At 47.5% G+C, this 17,952-nt stretch carries 14 protein-coding genes; 13 read left to right on the top strand and 1 reads right to left on the bottom strand.

Features of this window, described 5'->3' with window-relative positions:
- Positions 1-67: 67 nt before the first annotated feature.
- Positions 68-658 (bottom strand): 5'-deoxynucleotidase, encoded by a 591-nt coding sequence (gene yfbR / locus ACXX53_RS01655; protein WP_458566857.1) that lies wholly within the window; start codon positions 656-658, stop codon positions 68-70.
- A 226-nt stretch (positions 659-884) separates the two neighbouring features.
- On the opposite strand from yfbR, the gene ACXX53_RS01650 reads away from it, so the two are divergent.
- From ACXX53_RS01650 to ytaF, 13 genes are all read left to right on the top strand, one after another.
- The gene (locus ACXX53_RS01650; RefSeq protein WP_458566856.1) at positions 885-2,435 is read left to right on the top strand and encodes a fumarate hydratase; all 1,551 of its coding nucleotides are present in this window, start codon (positions 885-887) and stop codon (positions 2,433-2,435) included.
- Positions 2,436-3,428: 993 nt separating this feature from the next.
- Positions 3,429-5,246: a two-component system histidine kinase PnpS gene (pnpS, locus tag ACXX53_RS01645; protein WP_458566855.1), complete on the top strand. Its 1,818-nt coding sequence runs from the start codon at positions 3,429-3,431 to the stop codon at positions 5,244-5,246.
- Positions 5,247-5,383: 137 nt separating this feature from the next.
- A complete protein-coding gene (locus ACXX53_RS01640; protein WP_458566854.1) occupies positions 5,384-6,106 on the top strand; it encodes a response regulator transcription factor in 723 nt (240 codons plus the stop codon).
- 256 nt (positions 6,107-6,362) lie between these two features.
- Positions 6,363-7,487, top strand: a complete 1,125-nt coding sequence (locus ACXX53_RS01635; RefSeq protein ID WP_458566853.1) for a foldase protein PrsA — start codon at positions 6,363-6,365, stop codon at positions 7,485-7,487.
- Between the two features lie 206 nt (positions 7,488-7,693).
- Entirely contained in the window at positions 7,694-8,869 is a 1,176-nt protein-coding gene (locus ACXX53_RS01630) for a methyl-accepting chemotaxis protein (protein WP_458566852.1), read from the top strand.
- Between the two features lie 107 nt (positions 8,870-8,976).
- Positions 8,977-9,978 carry a PstS family phosphate ABC transporter substrate-binding protein gene (locus ACXX53_RS01625; RefSeq protein WP_458566851.1) on the top strand — a complete coding sequence of 334 codons (1,002 nt, stop codon included), beginning with the start codon at positions 8,977-8,979 and terminating at the stop codon, positions 9,976-9,978.
- 145 nt (positions 9,979-10,123) lie between these two features.
- Positions 10,124-11,050 carry a phosphate ABC transporter permease subunit PstC gene (gene pstC, locus ACXX53_RS01620; RefSeq protein WP_458566850.1) on the top strand — a complete coding sequence of 309 codons (927 nt, stop codon included), beginning with the start codon at positions 10,124-10,126 and terminating at the stop codon, positions 11,048-11,050.
- A gap of 3 nt (positions 11,051-11,053) precedes the next feature.
- Complete coding sequence (gene pstA, locus ACXX53_RS01615; RefSeq protein WP_458566849.1) at positions 11,054-11,929, top strand: phosphate ABC transporter permease PstA; 876 nt, start codon at positions 11,054-11,056, stop codon at positions 11,927-11,929.
- 12 nt (positions 11,930-11,941) lie between these two features.
- Entirely contained in the window at positions 11,942-12,715 is a 774-nt protein-coding gene (gene pstB / locus ACXX53_RS01610; protein ID WP_458566848.1) for a phosphate ABC transporter ATP-binding protein PstB, read from the top strand.
- A gap of 64 nt (positions 12,716-12,779) precedes the next feature.
- A complete protein-coding gene (gene phoU, locus ACXX53_RS01605; protein WP_458566847.1) occupies positions 12,780-13,439 on the top strand; it encodes a phosphate signaling complex protein PhoU in 660 nt (219 codons plus the stop codon).
- 128 nt (positions 13,440-13,567) lie between these two features.
- A complete protein-coding gene (polA, locus tag ACXX53_RS01600) occupies positions 13,568-16,240 on the top strand; it encodes a DNA polymerase I (RefSeq protein WP_458566846.1) in 2,673 nt (890 codons plus the stop codon).
- Between the two features lie 83 nt (positions 16,241-16,323).
- The gene (mutM, locus tag ACXX53_RS01595) at positions 16,324-17,154 is read left to right on the top strand and encodes a DNA-formamidopyrimidine glycosylase (RefSeq protein WP_458566845.1); all 831 of its coding nucleotides are present in this window, start codon (positions 16,324-16,326) and stop codon (positions 17,152-17,154) included.
- Between the two features lie 90 nt (positions 17,155-17,244).
- Entirely contained in the window at positions 17,245-17,943 is a 699-nt protein-coding gene (gene ytaF, locus ACXX53_RS01590) for a sporulation membrane protein YtaF (protein WP_458566844.1), read from the top strand.
- Positions 17,944-17,952: the final 9 nt, after the last annotated feature.

The following is a 17,952-nucleotide window of genomic DNA, read 5'->3' as shown; positions in this document are numbered from 1 at the left end:
CCGCACTATGAAGGAAACGGCGACTCGTGAAGGGGGATTACTCCTCTAAACGGTCGCCGTTTCGTATTTAGGTCGGATTCGACATTTCATCCAAGGTCATATTGAAGCTCGGAGCAAGTGTAGTCATAAAGTAATCGACCTCTTCCAATCCAAGCTGAGACAGCTTCTGCTCAGCCTGCTGCTTCGCGATCGCGAATTCTCCGTTACCCGCGGCTAATTCAAACGTGCATTTTAAGTAAGCATCGATCAAGTCTGCAGCCTTTACATAACGTTTGAGCTCCTCATCTTGCTGTGGATTAATAAATGGCTCATACACGTGTCGAATCTCACCAGGAATCATATCAACGAGCCGCTCTGCAGCCAACTGCTCGATCTCTCTAAAGTTCGCGAGGATACGAGGGTTATGATGCTTGACGGGAGTAGGTATATCGCCGGTGAATATTTCAGTAGCATCATGAAATAAAGCCATTGTGACGGCTCTTCCTGTATCGATATTGCGATGGAAGATCTCATTCGCAATCGTGCATAGCAGATGTGTTGTCATGGCGACATGGAAGGAATGTTCGGCGACATTCTCCTTCGTTGTATTGCGCATCAGACTCCAGCGCTCGATATATTTCAGCCGATACATGTAGGCAAGGAATAGGTTGCTGCTCATTATGAATTCATCCTTTCGGGACCAAAGAGTGATTAATGTGAGATAAACAATTTTAATATAGATATATCTGGAAAAGAAGTCCGCCAAGGAGCATCCTTATGTTATTATAGTACTATTGGAACTTTTTTGAATAGAGTGAGTTGTCTGACAGTTCCATACCAGAGCTGATATTTTTCGAGACTCATACTCAAAGGGACGGTATGCAGGAAAGGGGAGTATGGTAAGAATGCTGCAACATTTTGGAAAGAGTGTCTATGAACTAATTGTGGAAACGTCTACAAACCTGCCAGGTGATGTGCGGCGTGCTATTCAACGAGCGCAGCGGCGCGAGAATGCGGCAACACGATCGGGACTGTCATTGACTACGATTGCTAACAATATCGGCATGGCAGAAACGAAGGTTTCTCCAATCTGTCAAGATACAGGTATGCCGACATTCATCGTGCACACGCCAATCGGAGCGAATCAGATCGAGATGAAGCGAGAGATTCGAGAAGCTGTGAAGCAAGCGACGAAAGATGGCAAGCTGCGGACAAATTCGGTTGATTCGTTAACGGGCTCGAACAGCGGTGACAATCTCGGACCAGGGACACCTGTCATCCACTTCGAGCAGTGGGAGCGAGACGATATTGAAGTGAAGCTGATCCTGAAAGGCGGCGGCTGTGAGAACAAAAATATACAATACAGTCTGCCAACTGAACTTGAAGGAGTGGGCAAAGCAGGCCGCGATCTTGATGGCATTCGCAAATGCATCATGCATGCTGTGTATCAAGCGCAAGGTCAAGGCTGCAGCGCAGGATTTATTGGCGTTGGCATCGGCGGGGATCGTACCACTGGATATGAGCTGGCCAAGCAGCAGCTCTTCCGAACAGTGGATGACCAGAACCCGATACCTGAGCTTCATCAGCTTGAACAATATATTATGGAGAAAGCTAATCTGTTAGGAATCGGAACGATGGGCTTCGGAGGCGAAGTGACGCTGCTTGGCTGTAAAGTAGGCGTGATGAACCGATTGCCTGCAAGCTTTTTCGTCTCGGTGACCTATAACTGCTGGGCTTACCGCCGCCAAGGCGTGATCCTCGACAGCCAGACTGGCGAGCTGAAGGAATGGGTGTATGAACGGGGCACAGCGGTACCGATGAACCCAGTTGCCGAAGAGGCAGCTGCTGATCAAACAGGAGCAGCTGCTAATTCCGAGAGCCGTCAAGTCGTATTAACGACGCCGATTACGGAGGAACAAGTGCGCGCGCTGCGTGTTGGCGATGTCGTGATTATTAACGGAGAGATGCACACAGGACGCGATGCGCTCCACAAATATTTGATCGACAACGACAGCCCGATCGATCTAGAAGGATCGGTTATCTATCATTGTGGGCCAGTTATGCTCAAGGATGAAGCGGGATGGCATGTGAAAGCCGCTGGGCCAACTACAAGTATCCGTGAGGAGCCTTACCAAGGCGATATCATGAAGAAGTTCGGCATCCGCGCGGTCATTGGTAAGGGCGGCATGGGAGCGAAGACATTAAAGGCGCTTCAGGAGCATGGCGGTGTCTACTTGAATGCGATCGGCGGCGCGGCTCAATACTATGCTGAATGCATGAAGAACGTCAATGGAGTGGACTTCATGGAATTCGGTATTCCGGAAGCAATGTGGCATCTTCAAGTCGAAGGCTTTGCTGCCATCGTCACGATGGACGCTCATGGCAACAGCTTGCATGCGGATGTAGACAAGAGCTCGCTCGAGAAGCTGGCTATGTTTAAAGATCCGGTATTTTAAACGAATAGGATGAATTGCGGGGTTGTCTTAAAAGTCATTTTTCTCATGACTTTTGAGTCAACCCTTCTTTTTTTTATCCGATAGCACATACGGTGACAGTAAGGCAGTATGCCCCGCGCTTGAACGGACACAGGGGCCGCTATTTCATGATTTTGGGGTATTTTTTGAGGGTTTGCGGACACAGATGACGCTATTTGCTTCAAAACTAGCACTAAACTGCTAATTCAGGCCAAATAACGGCCCTACAGTCCGTTAGTATGGCGAAATAGTGGTTTTCGCCACAAATAACGGCTCCTGTGTCCGCTCCCTGCCTCCTCAACGCATCAATCTACATCGGCTGTAGTTTCTACAGCTATTCGATAGCTATCTGCATGGAGAACTTTCTAGCGCAGGAAACAGTGGGCGATAATCTGATTGTATCATTGGGTGGCACCATAGCGTGGCAGCATGATCATAAAGACCGCATAGTCCGACTAACGGACACAGGAGCCGCTATTTCATGATTTCGAGGTATTTTTTGAGGGTTTGCGGACACAGATGACGCTATTTACTTCAAAACCAGCACTAAACTGCTTATTCAGATCAAATAACGGCCCTACAGTCCGCTAGCATGGCGAATTAGTGGTTTTCGCCACAAATAACGGCTCCTGTGTCCGCTCCCGGCCCTTGCAGTTAGCTATCGACTTTATCGAATATCTGTAGAACTAGGGATGGACAACCTTGAGCTCACCAACATCGAAAAGTCTATCTTAGTTGAGGCGCTGAATAATGACGTCTCAGACTCCACAACCGCATCGGCGAGCCGAAAAACAAGGGGCTGTTCCATACTTGGGACAGCCCATCTTGCGTGATCCATTTCTATCAGGATGACTCTTTACAAAAGCTTCACAAACTGCGTACTGGTCAAATGGTTGGGACATCGTTACGATAAGAAGAGGCCTTTATGTAAATGTTACATCATACACAGATTATTTAAGAACGGGAGAGAAGGAAATGACCCGGTTACGAACTCGATTAACGACCGTATTTGTAGTGCTGATAGGCATATCTATACTATTAGCAGGCATCTATATGGCCTATTCCTATAAAAATACGCATATTGACCAGCTGGAGCAATACATGGAGCGGGAAGTCATGGTGATGGAGAAGACATTTCCATGGCAGTCCTTCGACAGTGAACAGGAAGAAATTCAATACTATTCGAATTGGGCTAAGGAACTGCATGAATCCGCTGGAGCGCGGATTACATTTGTTCGCGATGATGGTAAAGTGGTAGGCGACTCGGAGACGGCAGCCGATCAGATGGACAATCACTTGAATCGCGAGGAGATTAAGGAAGCTTCCGAAGGTAAGATAGGTTCTGTTATTCGCTATAGTGACACGTTGAAACGTAATATGCTTTACGTTGCCGCTCCAATCAAAGGGACTGAACATTTCAAGGGCTATGTTCGGTTAGCCGTCAGCTTAGAGTCTATTGAGGCCAGTGTGGTTCACATGTGGATGTATCTGGGCTTAACGTTAGCGGGCTTGTTTGTGATAGCTGTATTCATCAGCTATCGGATTGCGCGCAGTCTGACGCTTCCGATCGAGAATATGACGAAAGTGGCATTGCGTATTGCACATATGGACTATCGCGCACGAGCTCAGACGACGGGAACAGACGAGATCGGCCAATTAGGATCAGCTATCAATGGAATGGCGGAGAGCCTGCAGATTCAGATGTCGCAAATCCGTGAGAAGGAGAGCAGGCTTCGCTCCGTGCTTGAGCATATGATTAATGCCATTGTGATGATCAGCCGTCAAGGCGAGATCGTTCTATTGAACAGCAAGGCGGAACAGATGCTTGGCATCAAGGGTGCCGACTGGCTCGGCAAACAGTTTACGGATGTGCAGCTGCCGCTGGAGCTGTCTGCTATGACGAAAGAAGTGCTGGAGCATCTGGATTTCCTGCATGAAGAATTGACGGTATATTATCCTGAAGAGCGAATACTGGATGTGAATATCGTGCCTGTATCCTATTCAGAGGAAGATGAGCCTGGCATACTGCTCTTGCTGCAGGATGTAACGGACATCCGCCGTCTCGAGCGAATGAGAAGCCAATTCGTCGCTAACGTATCTCACGAATTGAAGACGCCTATTGCCGCGGTTAAGGGCTTTACAGAAACGTTGATGAACGGCGCGATGAATGAGCCGGAAGTAGCCAAATCATTCTTGCAGATCATTCATGATGAAAGTGAACGGCTGAATCGATTGATCGGCGACATCTTGGAGCTGTCGAAGATCGAGTCGAAGCGAGTTCCGCTCTACTTCTCGCCGGTGCACCTGCCTAGCTTTATCGAGCAGACGGTAGAAATGATAAGCAAACAAGCAAGCGTGAAGCATATTGATGTTCGATTGCAAGTAGAAGCGGATCTGTACGTGGAGGCGGACGAGGATCGCTTGCGGCAGATCATCTTGAACTTATTAACGAACGCGATCAATTATACGCCTGAAGGCGGAAAGGTAAGGCTTTCGGCTCTGCCGCTTCATAGCTCCAGCGCAGGCGGCGGTGAGTATGATTATGTGATGATTGATATTGTAGATACAGGCATTGGCATACCGAAGAAGGATTTGCCGCGCATATTTGAGCGATTCTACCGGGTAGATAAGGGACGTTCCCGCAGTTCCGGCGGAACTGGCCTGGGGCTGTCGATCGTGAAGCATCTGGTCGAAAGCCATCACGGTATCATTCGAGTGGAGAGTGAAGTAGGCGTAGGTACGAAATTCACGATTAAACTTCCTGTGCTGCAAGAACATGAGCATCACTCCTAGATTTAGCAGTTATCAGACAAGAATGAAGCCATTTTACAAAAAGGCATGGTCGACAAGTTTACGATGTGTTAAGATAACCATGCAATACCATCTATCTTCCTATCAATTGGAGTAAGTCGGTCAATCTGGAGGCAAGAATGTCGGAGTTAAAAGTATTGGTTGTCGAGGACGAGCTAACGCTGGCTCGCCTGTTATCTTATAATTTGACAATAGAAGGCTATCACGTTACCGTTGTGGATCATGGTACGAAGGGTCTGGAGACTGCGCTTCATCAACCATTTGATCTGATCATATTGGACATTATGCTGCCTGGTATGAACGGATTTGAAATATTGACGAAGCTGCGTCAAGCTGGAGTGCGAACACCAGTCATTATACTCACAGCGCGCAACGGAGAAGATGAGGTTGTCCAAGGCTTGAAGTGCGGAGCGGACGACTATATTACGAAGCCGTTTGGCGTTGCCGAGCTGTTAGCGAGAGTAGGGGCAGTGTTGAGACGCTCTTCTACTGATGCGCTCGATCTGCCGTATGTTAAAGATCAGGACGAGAAAGTAATCACGATTGGCGACGTGCGAATATATCCTGAGAAATATGAAGTTACGCTGCAGAATGAGCAGATTCCGCTTCGTCCGAAGGAATTCGAAGTACTGCTCTATCTGGTGCAACGCCCAGGAACGGTCGTTACGCGCGATGATCTGATGAATGCTGTCTGGGGATTTGACTATATCGGCGGGCAGCGTACGGTCGACGTTCACGTTAGCTCGCTGCGCAAGAAGCTGGAGATGAACCAGCAGTCCGTACAGATCGACTCTATCCGCGGCGTAGGATATAAATTGATTGTTAGCAAGAAAGTGATCTAACTGCGAAAGCTGCTTTTAATATGGGACAAGAGGCTCTCTTCATGGCTGAATTTCAGCTTTGAAGAGAGCCTCTGTATGTTTATGTCGATTTTTGGGCATAAGAGATAAATGAATGCTACCGAATGTCATATTTTACATATCAGAAATCGGGTGTAATTAAGGTTACATTAAGGTGTAGTCTGCTGACATCTGTTATAGTTCAATAGGTATGAAATAAATATAGCTTGCACACAAGACAGGGGAGGAACTGTTAGAAATGTCGAATCAAGACGAAATGAAACAAAAAAATCAGAATGAAGAAGAAAAGGTTCTGAATGAAGAAACAACAGACGTCGAACTGCAAGACAAAGATGCAGTGAACGAACCAGAACAAGCAGAAGATGAGGCTGCTGCTCAAGAAGCCTCAGAGGAATTACAGCTATCTGAAGATGCGGAATCGACGGGTGATTTAGTTCCAACGGAACAAGTGCAAGAGGATGCAACACCCGCTGGACAAGCTCCAAATGGCTTGATGAAGGTGCTGCCTTGGGGGATTACAGCAGTAGCTGTTGTAGCTCTCGTTATTGTGCTTATCATGAATCCTTCTAGCAGTAAGGAAAAGGTAGCGACGGTTAATGGTGAATCGATAACCGCACAAGAGCTTAATGATCAGATGACTAAACTTGTAGGTAAGCAAGTGCTGAACAATATGATTAGTGATAAATTGATTGACCAAGAAGCAGCTAAAGCAGGGGTTCAGGTTACAGACGAAGAGGTACAGAAAGAGCTTGAAACCTATATTGCGAAGTTTCCTTCTAAAGAACAGTTCGAGATGACTTTGGCGAAAGCCGGAATGAGCATTGACGATTTTAAGAATCAGATCGGTAGAAAAATGAAGATTACCAAGATTATAGAGCCAAGCATTACGATTAAAGATGAAGACATCAAGAAATATTACGACGAAAATAAGGAACAGTTCCATACGCCAGAGCAGGTGAAAGCATCTCATATTCTTGTAGACACGAAGGAAGAGGCAGATGCGATTCTGAAAGAGCTGAAGGGCGGAGCTGATTTTGCAACTTTAGCAAAAGAGAAGAGCAAAGACCCGTCCAAAGATAACGGTGGAGATTTAGGGTATTTTGGCCGCGGGGCTATGGTTCCTGAATTTGAAGAAGCTGCATTTAATCTGAAGGTCGGCGAAATCAGCGATGTGGTCCAAACGAAGTACGGATACCATATCATTAAAGTGACGGATAAGAAAGAAGCGAAGACACCAACTTACGAAGAGAAGAAGGAAGATATTCGTAAGATGATGGTGGATCAGCAGGTAAGTGAGAAGTTCTCAACATGGATGCAAGGGGTTCATGATGCTGCAACGATCGAAAACAAGCTGGAAGCATAAGTAAAATATTGGTTTTAAATAATGAGGCAGAGTATTCGAGCAATCGGAGACTCTGCTTTTTCATTATTTTCAGCAAGATGATGTTCATCCACTCTTTTACATTTACAAATCATTAACATAAGCAGAATCGTCTCTTAACATTCGAATGATAAATTGGGAAAGAAGGCAAGTTAATAAAGGCAACATGTAGAGATGGAGTGGTGCTGTTGACCGTATTGTTGGAAGCTAAGTTTGCGGATGGCGATAAGTCGGAACTCATGTTGGCTCCCGTATCGGAATTCGCACTAGAATCTGATCTGGAATCCGAGCTGGCATATGAGTATCACATCCAGAGTGCACAGCGAATGATGCTGAAGCAATCGGTGAAGGAAGCAGAAATGATATTTGTGCAGGATCCGAGTCTGCGCTGTCTGGTTGTTGTAGATGAGCGAGAATACCCGCAGGGAATCGTGATGCGAGAGCGATATTATGAAACGATGAGCAAACGATTCTCGCCCGCTCTGTTTCATGAGAAGCCGATCACTCGTCTAATGGAAACGGATATGCTGCAAGTGGAGTATGGGATTGGTACCTCCGAGCTGCTCGATCGCGTGTCGCTTCGTCCTGAAGAACGTATGTATGACAGTGTTATTGTCACGAGACAAGGAAGATTGTACGGCATCATTGGATCCAAGTCATTGAATGCCCTGTCCAAGATTGTTCGGGACAAGCATGCGAAGAAGGAATATGCCGTCGTGGAATCGACTTTGTTCGCATTAAGCGCGATTCGCAAGGAAGCAGGACTGGTTCAATCCGCCGCGGCAGAAGGTTATGCGCATGCTGACAAGATGAGTGACGAAAGGCTCAAAGGGAAGCAAGCACTAGATCAAATGGCCTTTTCATTCAGTAACGTCGTAAAGCAGATTGAGTCCCAAGAGGAACGGACGCTCGAATTAAGAGAGCACACGCTTGCTGTGGCCAATGCGGTCAGTGTGATTCGCGGCTGGTCGGATAAGTGCCGAATGCTGGCGCTAAACGCTTCGATTGAGGCCGCTCGTGCTGGCGAACATGGTCGAGGGTTTCAGGTTGTAGCAAGTGAAGTAGGTCAGCTTGCGAAGCTGACCAAGTCAGCAACAGATCAGATTGAAGTGACATTGAAGTTCATGTATGAATCGCTGGAGAACACGGTAGCGGGCAGCGAATGGTGTGCTAAGGAAGCAAGCTCAGCGTTTAAGGGTTTGGATACAGCTCTTAACCAATTTGATCAGTTATTCCGCACCATCTCTGACAATCGCGAACGAATGGCTGATATGGATCAGACCGTCTCGCGTATGTCGACAACAGCTGAAGAAGCACATCAACAGCTGAAAAATCGTTCGGAGCGCTCTGAAAATTTTACATAGAGTTTACAAACCGAACAAACAGTGTTAACAAACGCGATATAAACTTGTAATTGTAAAGAGCGAGAAACACTAGTCAATTAGGACATTATTAAGGGGAGTGAATTCACTTGAAAAAGTGGGGAAAACGAATCATGATGCTTGCGCTTGTTACAGCGCTAATGGTTGTAATGACAGCTTGCGGAGACAAAAAACAAGATGCAGCAGCAGGCAATACTCCAGGAGCTGAAAGTTCCACAGGTTCAAGCAATGCTGGAACAACAGCACCAGAAAAATTGTCTGGCACAATTGATATCGATGGTTCAAGCACAGTGTACCCGATTACAGAAGCAATGGCTGAAGAGTTCAGCAAAGAAAATAAAGATGTTCGCGTTTCGGTAGGTACTTCCGGAACAGGCGGTGGGTTCAAGCGTTTCGTAAAAGGTGAGACAGCGATGTCCAACGCATCTCGTCCAATTAAAGAAGAAGAATTAGCAGCAGCAAAGGAAAATGGAATCGACGTATTGGAGCTTGAAGTTGCTTATGACGGTCTGTCCGTCGTGGTAAACAAGGATAATACCTTTGTAGATAAGCTTACACTTGATGAGCTGAAGAAGATCTACGGTCCTGGCTCGACAGTGAAGACATGGGCAGACGTTCGCGAAGGATGGCCTGCAGAAGAGATCAAGATCTACTCTCCTGGCGCTGACCATGGTACATTCGAATACTTTACAGAAGTTATTAACGGTAAAGCCAAAGAAATGCGCAATGACACACAAATCTCATTTGCTTCCGATACAAACGCAATTGTTCAAGGTGTAGCAGGCGACAAGTCATCGATTGGATACTTCGGCTTTAACTTCTATGAAGAGAACAAGGATAAGTTGAAACTCGTTCCAATCGACAACGGTAAGGCAACTGTATCGCCTTCCTTTGACACAATCAAGGACAACAGCTATGCACCACTGTCCCGTCCGCTGTACGTATATGTAAACAAAGCATATCTTGATAAACCTGAAGTAAAAGCATTTGTTGAATACTATCTCACAAATGTAGGCAGCGTGCTTCAAGATGTAGGTTATGTAGCACTTCCACAAGAGAAATATGATGAGCAATTGAAATCGATCCAATAATCGTGCAGACGAAGCGCGGTTAACGCTTCAGCATCATACAACTATGAAGATGTGATGTCTCGATGGTAATCCACTGAATGGGACATCACATTTTCATCAATATAATGTTAACGAATTGTAAAAGATGCAAAGTGAGGTACCATCTATGCATGATCAACTAACACAGAAGGACGGCAAGATGTCGTTTAAGAACTCGCGAACACATCTGTCGGATAAAGTGATTCCTATTCTGCTGTTTTTGTGCGCAGCCATCTCCATCTTGACAACGATCGGCATTGTGTACACCTTATTAACGGAAACGATCAACTTCTTCAAGGTAGTTCCAATCGGAGAATTCCTGTTCGGGACGACCTGGAGTCCAATCATTGAGCCGAAGTCATTCGGTATTTGGCCGTTATTGAGCGGCACGTTTCTAGTTACGATCATCGCCATTCTCGTGGCGGTGCCGATTGGTTTGGCGAGTGCTATCTATCTGAGTGAATATGCGCCTGAACGCGTGCGCAAGTTCGTCAAGCCTGTGTTAGAAGTGTTAGCAGGAATTCCAACTATCGTATATGGTTACTTCGCGCTAACTTTTGTAACACCGCTCTTGAAAGAGATATTCCCATCAATGGGGGTATTTAACGCGCTCAGTGCGGGTCTTGTTATGGGTATTATGATTATTCCGATGATCTCGTCTCTAAGTGAAGATGCAATGTCAGCTGTACCTAAAACATTGCGTCATGGAGCCTACGCATTAGGCGCGACACGCTTTGAAGTTGCATTGAAGATCGTTGTACCGGCAGCATTCTCCGGTATCGTATCTTCCATCGTATTGGCTTTCTCGCGTGCAATCGGTGAAACGATGATCGTTGCGGTAGCGGCTGGTTCGACTCCGAACCTGACACTTAACCCATTGGAAAGTGTCCAAACGATGACGGGTTATATGGTTCAGGTCAGCATGGGCGATATACCGCATGGCTCTATTGAATACGGTACGATATACGCAGTTGGGATGTTGTTGTTCATCATCACGTTCCTGCTCAACATATTGGCTCAGTATGTCGCAAGACGGTTCAGGGAGGAGTACTAGCATATGTCTATATTTCAAGATGCGAATCGCAAACAAATTAGCAATCGGCGAAAGATAGATCTGGTGCTGCACCTTATCTTCATCGTAGCGACTTCCATCGGTATTATCACACTGATGGTGCTTCTGATCGATATCATGATGGATGGCTTATCTCGATTGGATATACAATTATTCACGAACTATCCTTCACGAATTGCTTCTAAGGCTGGGATGAAATCCGCAATAGTCGGCTCGATCTATATGGTGCTGATTATGGCTCCGCTGTCGTTCGTGCTCGGGGTCGGTGCGGCTATTTATCTAGAAGAATATGCGAAGAAAAATGCATTAACACGCTTCATTCAATTGAATATTGGAACACTGGCAGGTGTCCCTTCTATCGTATATGGTATCTTGGGTTTGACGATCTTCGTTCGTACATTTGGATTTGGCCGCAGTCTATTATCCGGATCACTCACGATGACGCTGCTCGTATTGCCGATTATTATCGTATCGTCTCAGGAAGCGATTCGAGCTGTTCCGAGATCAAGACGTGATGCGTCCTTTGCGTTAGGCGCCACCAAATGGCAGACGGTATCGCGTTCAGTGCTGCCATCATCTATTTCCGGTATATTGACAGGTGTAATCTTGGCTCTCTCCCGTGCTATCGGTGAAACAGCACCGCTTGTTATGATTGGTGCGCTGACATTCGTGGCATTCTTGCCCGAAAGCATTATGGACCAATTTACCGTTATGCCGATCCAGATCTTTAACTGGGTATCGCGTCCGCAGCTTGCTTTCCAAGAGTTGGCGGCAGCCGGTATTATCGTCCTGTTGGTATTCCTTGTCCTAATGAATATTTCAGCGATTATCATTCGTAATAAATACCAGAAAAACATATAAGGAGACGAGCGTATGTCTACTGCTACCGCCAACAATACATTAATCAATATTGAAAATCTGAATCTATACTACGGTACGTATCACGCGCTGAAGAACGTGAATCTGACGATCCCAGAGAAGGCGGTCACCGCCTTTATCGGCCCGTCAGGCTGCGGTAAATCGACTTTGCTTCGCACCTTGAACCGCATGAACGATATGATCATCGGAACGCGGATCGAGGGCTTGGTAGATATAGGCGGAACGGATATATACAGCAACGAGGTTGACGTCGAAACATTGCGGAAGAAGGTAGGGATGGTATTCCAGCAAGCGAATCCATTTCCGAAATCGATCTACGATAATGTAGCGTATGGACCTCGTCTGCACGGGATCCGAAACAAGGCAACTCTTGACGAGATCGTGGAGCAAAGCTTGCGTCAAGCAGTATTGTGGGATGAGGTTAAGGACTTCCTGAAACGTTCCGCGTTCGGTCTTTCTGGCGGTCAACAGCAGCGTCTATGTATTGCTCGCGCTTTAGCGGTTAACCCCGAAGTACTGCTCATGGACGAAGCGACTTCCGCGCTTGACCCGATCTCGACCTTGAAGATTGAAGAGCTAGTGCAAGAATTGAAGGATAAGTATACAATTGTGATGGTAACGCACAATATGCAGCAGGCAGCACGTGTATCTGATCAGACGGTATTCTTCCTTAACGGTGAAGTTGTAGAATATCAGGAAACAGAGACTCTGTTCTCCAATCCGCATGACAAGCGAACAGAGGACTACATTACAGGACGATTCGGTTAACCTAATGAACCAAATTGTCTCATGCTCAATAGTATCAGAACCTTGAGGGGAGAGAGTGTGTACTGTGATTAGACGTAAAGAGTTTGACTTGGGCTTGGATGAATTGAGAGAACTGCTTGAAGAGATGGGAAGACATGTTGAGCGAGCACTGTCCGAGTCCATCGATTGCTTGAAGACGGGCGATGTTGAGCGCGCGAAAGTGATTATTGCGGAAGACGTGGAGCTCAATGAGCTGGAAAATAAAATTATGGATATCGGCTCACGCCTGATCCTGAAACAGCAGCCTGTAGCGAAGGACTTGCGACGCATTATAGTAGCATTCCGTATCTCGAATGATCTGGAGCGTATGGGGGACTTGTCGATCGATATCTCCAAAGTGGTTGTGCGCATGAACGGTCAGCCGTTGATGAAGCCGCTCATTGATATACCGCGGATGGCGGAAATTGTACAGAAGATGATCCAAGAGTCCACCAAAGCTTACATGACGGAAAATGTGGATCTAGCCTACAAGATGGCGAAAGATGATGATCTCGTTGACCAATTGTACGGGCAAATCTTCCGTGAATTGCTGACTTATGTCGTAGAGAATCCGCAAAATGCTTCACAAGCGATGAACCTGACTTTTGTCGGCCGCTATATCGAGCGAATCGCAGACCATGCGACGAATATTGGCGAGAGCGTCGTATATTTAGTAACGAATGAAAGACCCGACCTGAACAGTTAATCGATGTTATGTTAAGAATCCGGATAGCCGTAGTGCTGTTCGGATTTTTTTGTGCACCAGGATTTTCACAATAGGGGCGGGCTATGCTATCATGAAGTACAAGAGAATGGATTGAGGTGCTTGTATATATGGAAAAATGGATCGTTATTGACGGTAATAGTATTGCGAACCGCGCATTCTACGCTATGCCGCCACTGACCAACTCCCAAGGTTTACATACAAATGCTGTTTACGGGTTCACCACTATGCTGTTGAAGCTGTTGGAAGAAGAGAAGCCGACGCATATGCTTGTCGCATTCGATGCGGGCAAGATTACATTCCGTCATGGCGATTATAAGGATTATAAGGGCGGTCGCTCGAAGACGCCTTCAGAGCTGTCTGAGCAGTTTCCGCTCATGAAAGAGATGCTTCAAGCTATCGGGATTGCACAGTTCGAATTGAGCGGCTATGAAGCGGATGATATTATCGGCACATTGACACGCATGGCGGATGAGGAAGGCAAGCAAATGCTCGTCGTGTCTGGAGATAAGGACATGCTCCAATTAGCATCGGAGAACGTTACAGTCGTAATGACACGCAAGGGCGTAACGGAGATCGAGAAGTATGACCCCGCGGCGATCGAAGAGAAATACCAGCTGAAGCCGCTCCAGATCATTGATCTGAAGGGCTTAATGGGAGATACCTCCGACAACATTCCGGGTGTTCCTGGTGTGGGCGAGAAGACGGCGCTTAAGCTGCTGCACCAGTACGGATCAGTTGAAAGCGTATTGGAGCATGTAGAAGAACTGAAGGGCAAGATGAAGGAGAATATTCAGAATCATGCCGATGATGCTCGCATGAGCAAGCAGCTGGCTACGATCTTCCGCGAGGTTCCGATCGAGGTGGAGCGAGAGCAGATGGCATTCTACGGCATTCAGACCGACACGGCACTGCCGATGCTGCGCAAGCTCGAATTCAAGTCGGTCGTGGAACGATTCGAGAAGCTTGCGGATAAGTCCTCAGGATCGAGTGATGGCGTACAGGAGGAAGCTTCTTTGCAGCCTGAGATTGAGCCTGTCCTCGTGACGCAAGATAATCTGGCACAATTGCTAGAGGTGTTGCCTAAGCTGGATACGGTCGTGTTGGAGTCGCATGGTGAGAACCCGCATACAGCGGACTTTATCGGAGTCGTTCTCGCTTCAGATGAGTCGTATTATTATATAGACCAAGATGTGCTGCTGAGCGATCAGGCTAAGCCAGTTCGAGAATGGTTCGGAGATTCTGGGATTCATAAAGTTGGCTTTGACCTGCATGGAACAGAGCTTATTCTGCACTGGATGGGTATCACGTACGAAGGTACACATTTTGACGCGCAGCTGGCTGCTTATGTGCTTGATCCAAGCGATGCGAATGCGACGGTGCAGTCGCTAGCTGTTAAATATGAGCTTCCTGCGCTGCAATCGGACGAAGATGTATATGGCAAGGGAGCTAAGTTCCGTGTGCCGGAGCCCGTCGTCGTCGCGCGTCACGCAGCGCTTAAAGCGCGTACGTTGAAGCAGCTGTCTCCGCTTATGAAGCACGATCTGGAGCGCTTCGAGATGAGCAAGCTGTACTACGAGCTCGAGCTTCCGCTGTCGGCTATTCTGGCGCGCATGGAGAAGACGGGCATTCGAGTGGATGCTTCCAGCTTAAAGAAGCTCGGTGAGCAATATTCAGCGCAGATCGAGCAGACGATGACTCGTATCTATGAGCTGGCAGGAACTGAATTCAACATCGGCTCACCGAAGCAATTGGGCGAGATTCTATTCGATAAGCTCGGGCTGCCGGTAGTCAAGAAAACGAAGACTGGATATTCGACTGATGCTGAAGTGCTGGAGAAGCTGGAGCCGTATCATGACATTATTCCGCTCATTCTCCATTACCGCACGATGACGAAGCTGCAGTCTACTTATATTGAAGGCTTGCTAAAGGAGATTCGCAAGGACACAGGGCGAATCCATACTTATTATAGACAAACGATTGCGGCGACTGGACGTTTAAGCTCGCAATTTCCGAATCTGCAGAATATCCCGATTCGCATGGAAGAAGGCCGTCTGATTCGACAGGCATTCGTTCCGACTGAAGCGGACTGGAGCATCGTAGCGGCTGACTACTCCCAGATCGAGCTGCGCGTGCTAGCTCATATCTCGGATGATACGAATCTGAAGGAAGCTTTCCTGCACGACATGGACATCCATACGAAGACAGCGATGGATGTGTTCGGCGTGGAGGCTTCTCAAGTAGACAGCAACATGCGCCGCCAAGCGAAGGCCGTCAACTTCGGTATCGTTTACGGAATCAGCGATTATGGCTTGTCGCAGAACCTGAACATTACGCGCAAGGATGCGGCGCAGTTTATTGAGCAGTACTTTGCCGCGTTCCAAGGGGTGCGGAAGTTCATGGACGATATCGTGAAGCAAGCGCGCCACGACGGCTTCGTCAAGACGCTGCTGGAACGCAGACGCTATTTGCCGGAGATCACGGCATCTAACTTCAACCTGCGTTCCTTCGCGGAACGTACGGCGATGAACACGCCGATTCAAGGTACAGCAGCGGATATAATCAAGCTCGCCATGGTGAAGATGGATGCGAAACTGAAGGAACTGAACCTGAAGAGCCGAATGCTGCTGCAGGTACACGATGAATTGGTGTTCGAGGTTCCTGCGGATGAAGTAGAACAGATGAAGCGACTCGTGCCGGAAGTGATGGAGCAGGCGCTAACGTTAGCTGTTCCACTCAAAGCGGATGTGAGTGTTGGTACGAACTGGTACGAGGCGAAGTAATATTCAACCAATCCGCCCATCCATTGCGGCAATACGTTATAATGAACAGCAAGAGTTAATAGTGGATGTTGAGGTGAATAAGTATGCCGGAATTGCCGGAAGTAGAAACCGTGAAGCGAACGCTGAACACGTTAGTAGCGGGCAAGCGAATTGAGCGCGTCACTGTCACGCTGCCACGAATCATTCAGCGTCCGGTTGAAATAGAATCATTCTGTGCCGCTCTCGAAGGACATACGATTGAACAGGTAGAGCGGCGCGGCAAGTTTTTGAAGATTATGCTGGATGGACTCGTGCTCGTATCCCATCTTCGAATGGAAGGACGCTATGGCGTCTATGCTGCGGATGAGCCAGTAGAGAAGCACACACATGTTATTTTTCACTTTGAAGATCAAACTGAGCTAAGATATAAGGATGTTCGCCAATTCGGCACGATGCATCTGTTCAAGACTGGCGATGAGCTGGTGCTGCCGCCGCTTAACAAGCTTGGCCTTGAGCCGCTATCGGCAGACTTTACGAAGGAGAAGCTTCGCGAAGCGTTGAAGAGTCGCCGAAGCTTCATTAAGCCCGTATTGCTCAATCAGCATATAATTGTGGGACTTGGCAATATATATGTAGATGAAGCGTTGTTCCGATCTGGCATTCATCCATTGACACCTGCTGATCAGTTAACGGAAGAGCAGGTAGACAAGCTGTATGATGCTATTCGGTTCACTTTGCATGATGCCGTCGAGGTTGGCGGCTCTTCCATCAAGTCTTATGTGAATGGACAAGGCGAGATGGGGATGTTTCAGCACCAATTGCAGGTGTACGGGCGTCAGAATCAGCCTTGTTCAGCCTGCGGAAGCATGATTGAGAAGACGGTTGTTGGAGGCCGCGGCACCCATACTTGTCCGATATGTCAGCCTAGACCGTAACAAGTTGCACCTATTTCCCGATCCGCCCATATGATAACGACATCTAATGAGTCTTGAAAGCGTGCTGTCAGGATTCAATGCGGGAGGGGAATGGAGTCGATGATTCCGGTTGTATCGATGATTGTGTTGGCATTTGCGTTAAGTCTGGACAGCTTTGGTGTCGGTATGACCTATGGTATTCGCCGTATGAGAATGCCATGGATATCCGTTCTAGTTATTGCATTCTGTTCAGGACTTGTCCTGTACTTATCCATGCAAGTTGGAAGCTGGTTGATGACATGGATATCGCCTGCTTTCGCAAGCAGATGCGGGGCGTTGATCTTGATCGGAATCGGGCTGCTGGCTATTGTTCAGTTCGTGCGATCTTCGTCTGGTGAAGAGTTGGAAAAAGGCGATGCAGCTGAGGCCGCTGACTCTTGTGACACTGCGGTTGATATGGATCCGACGCCAGTGCTTCAAGTTCAATTGAGACGCTTAGGAATTATTGTTCAGATTCTGCGAACGCCAGCCGCCGCCGATATCGACCGTTCGGGAACGATTAGCGCTTCCGAAGCGGCGTGGCTTGGAGCGGCGCTTTCATTAGATGCCTTCGGAGCTGGCATTGGCGCGGCAATGATCGGTTATCCGCCGCTATGGACGGCATCGTTCATTGCTATATTCAGCGGTGCTTTTCTTAAGCTGGGTCTTAAGCTTGGAACGGTGTTTGCAGCGAGATGGAGCTGGATGAGGAAACTATCCTTTCTTCCAGGTTGTGTACTAGTGTTAATGGGTATTCTGAAACTGCTGTAAGCTTAGATG

It is taken from the genome of Paenibacillus marinisediminis (genome assembly GCF_054343325.1).
The sequence above is the reverse complement of the archived record's forward strand: the minus strand, read 5'-3'. Positions and strand labels throughout refer to the sequence as shown.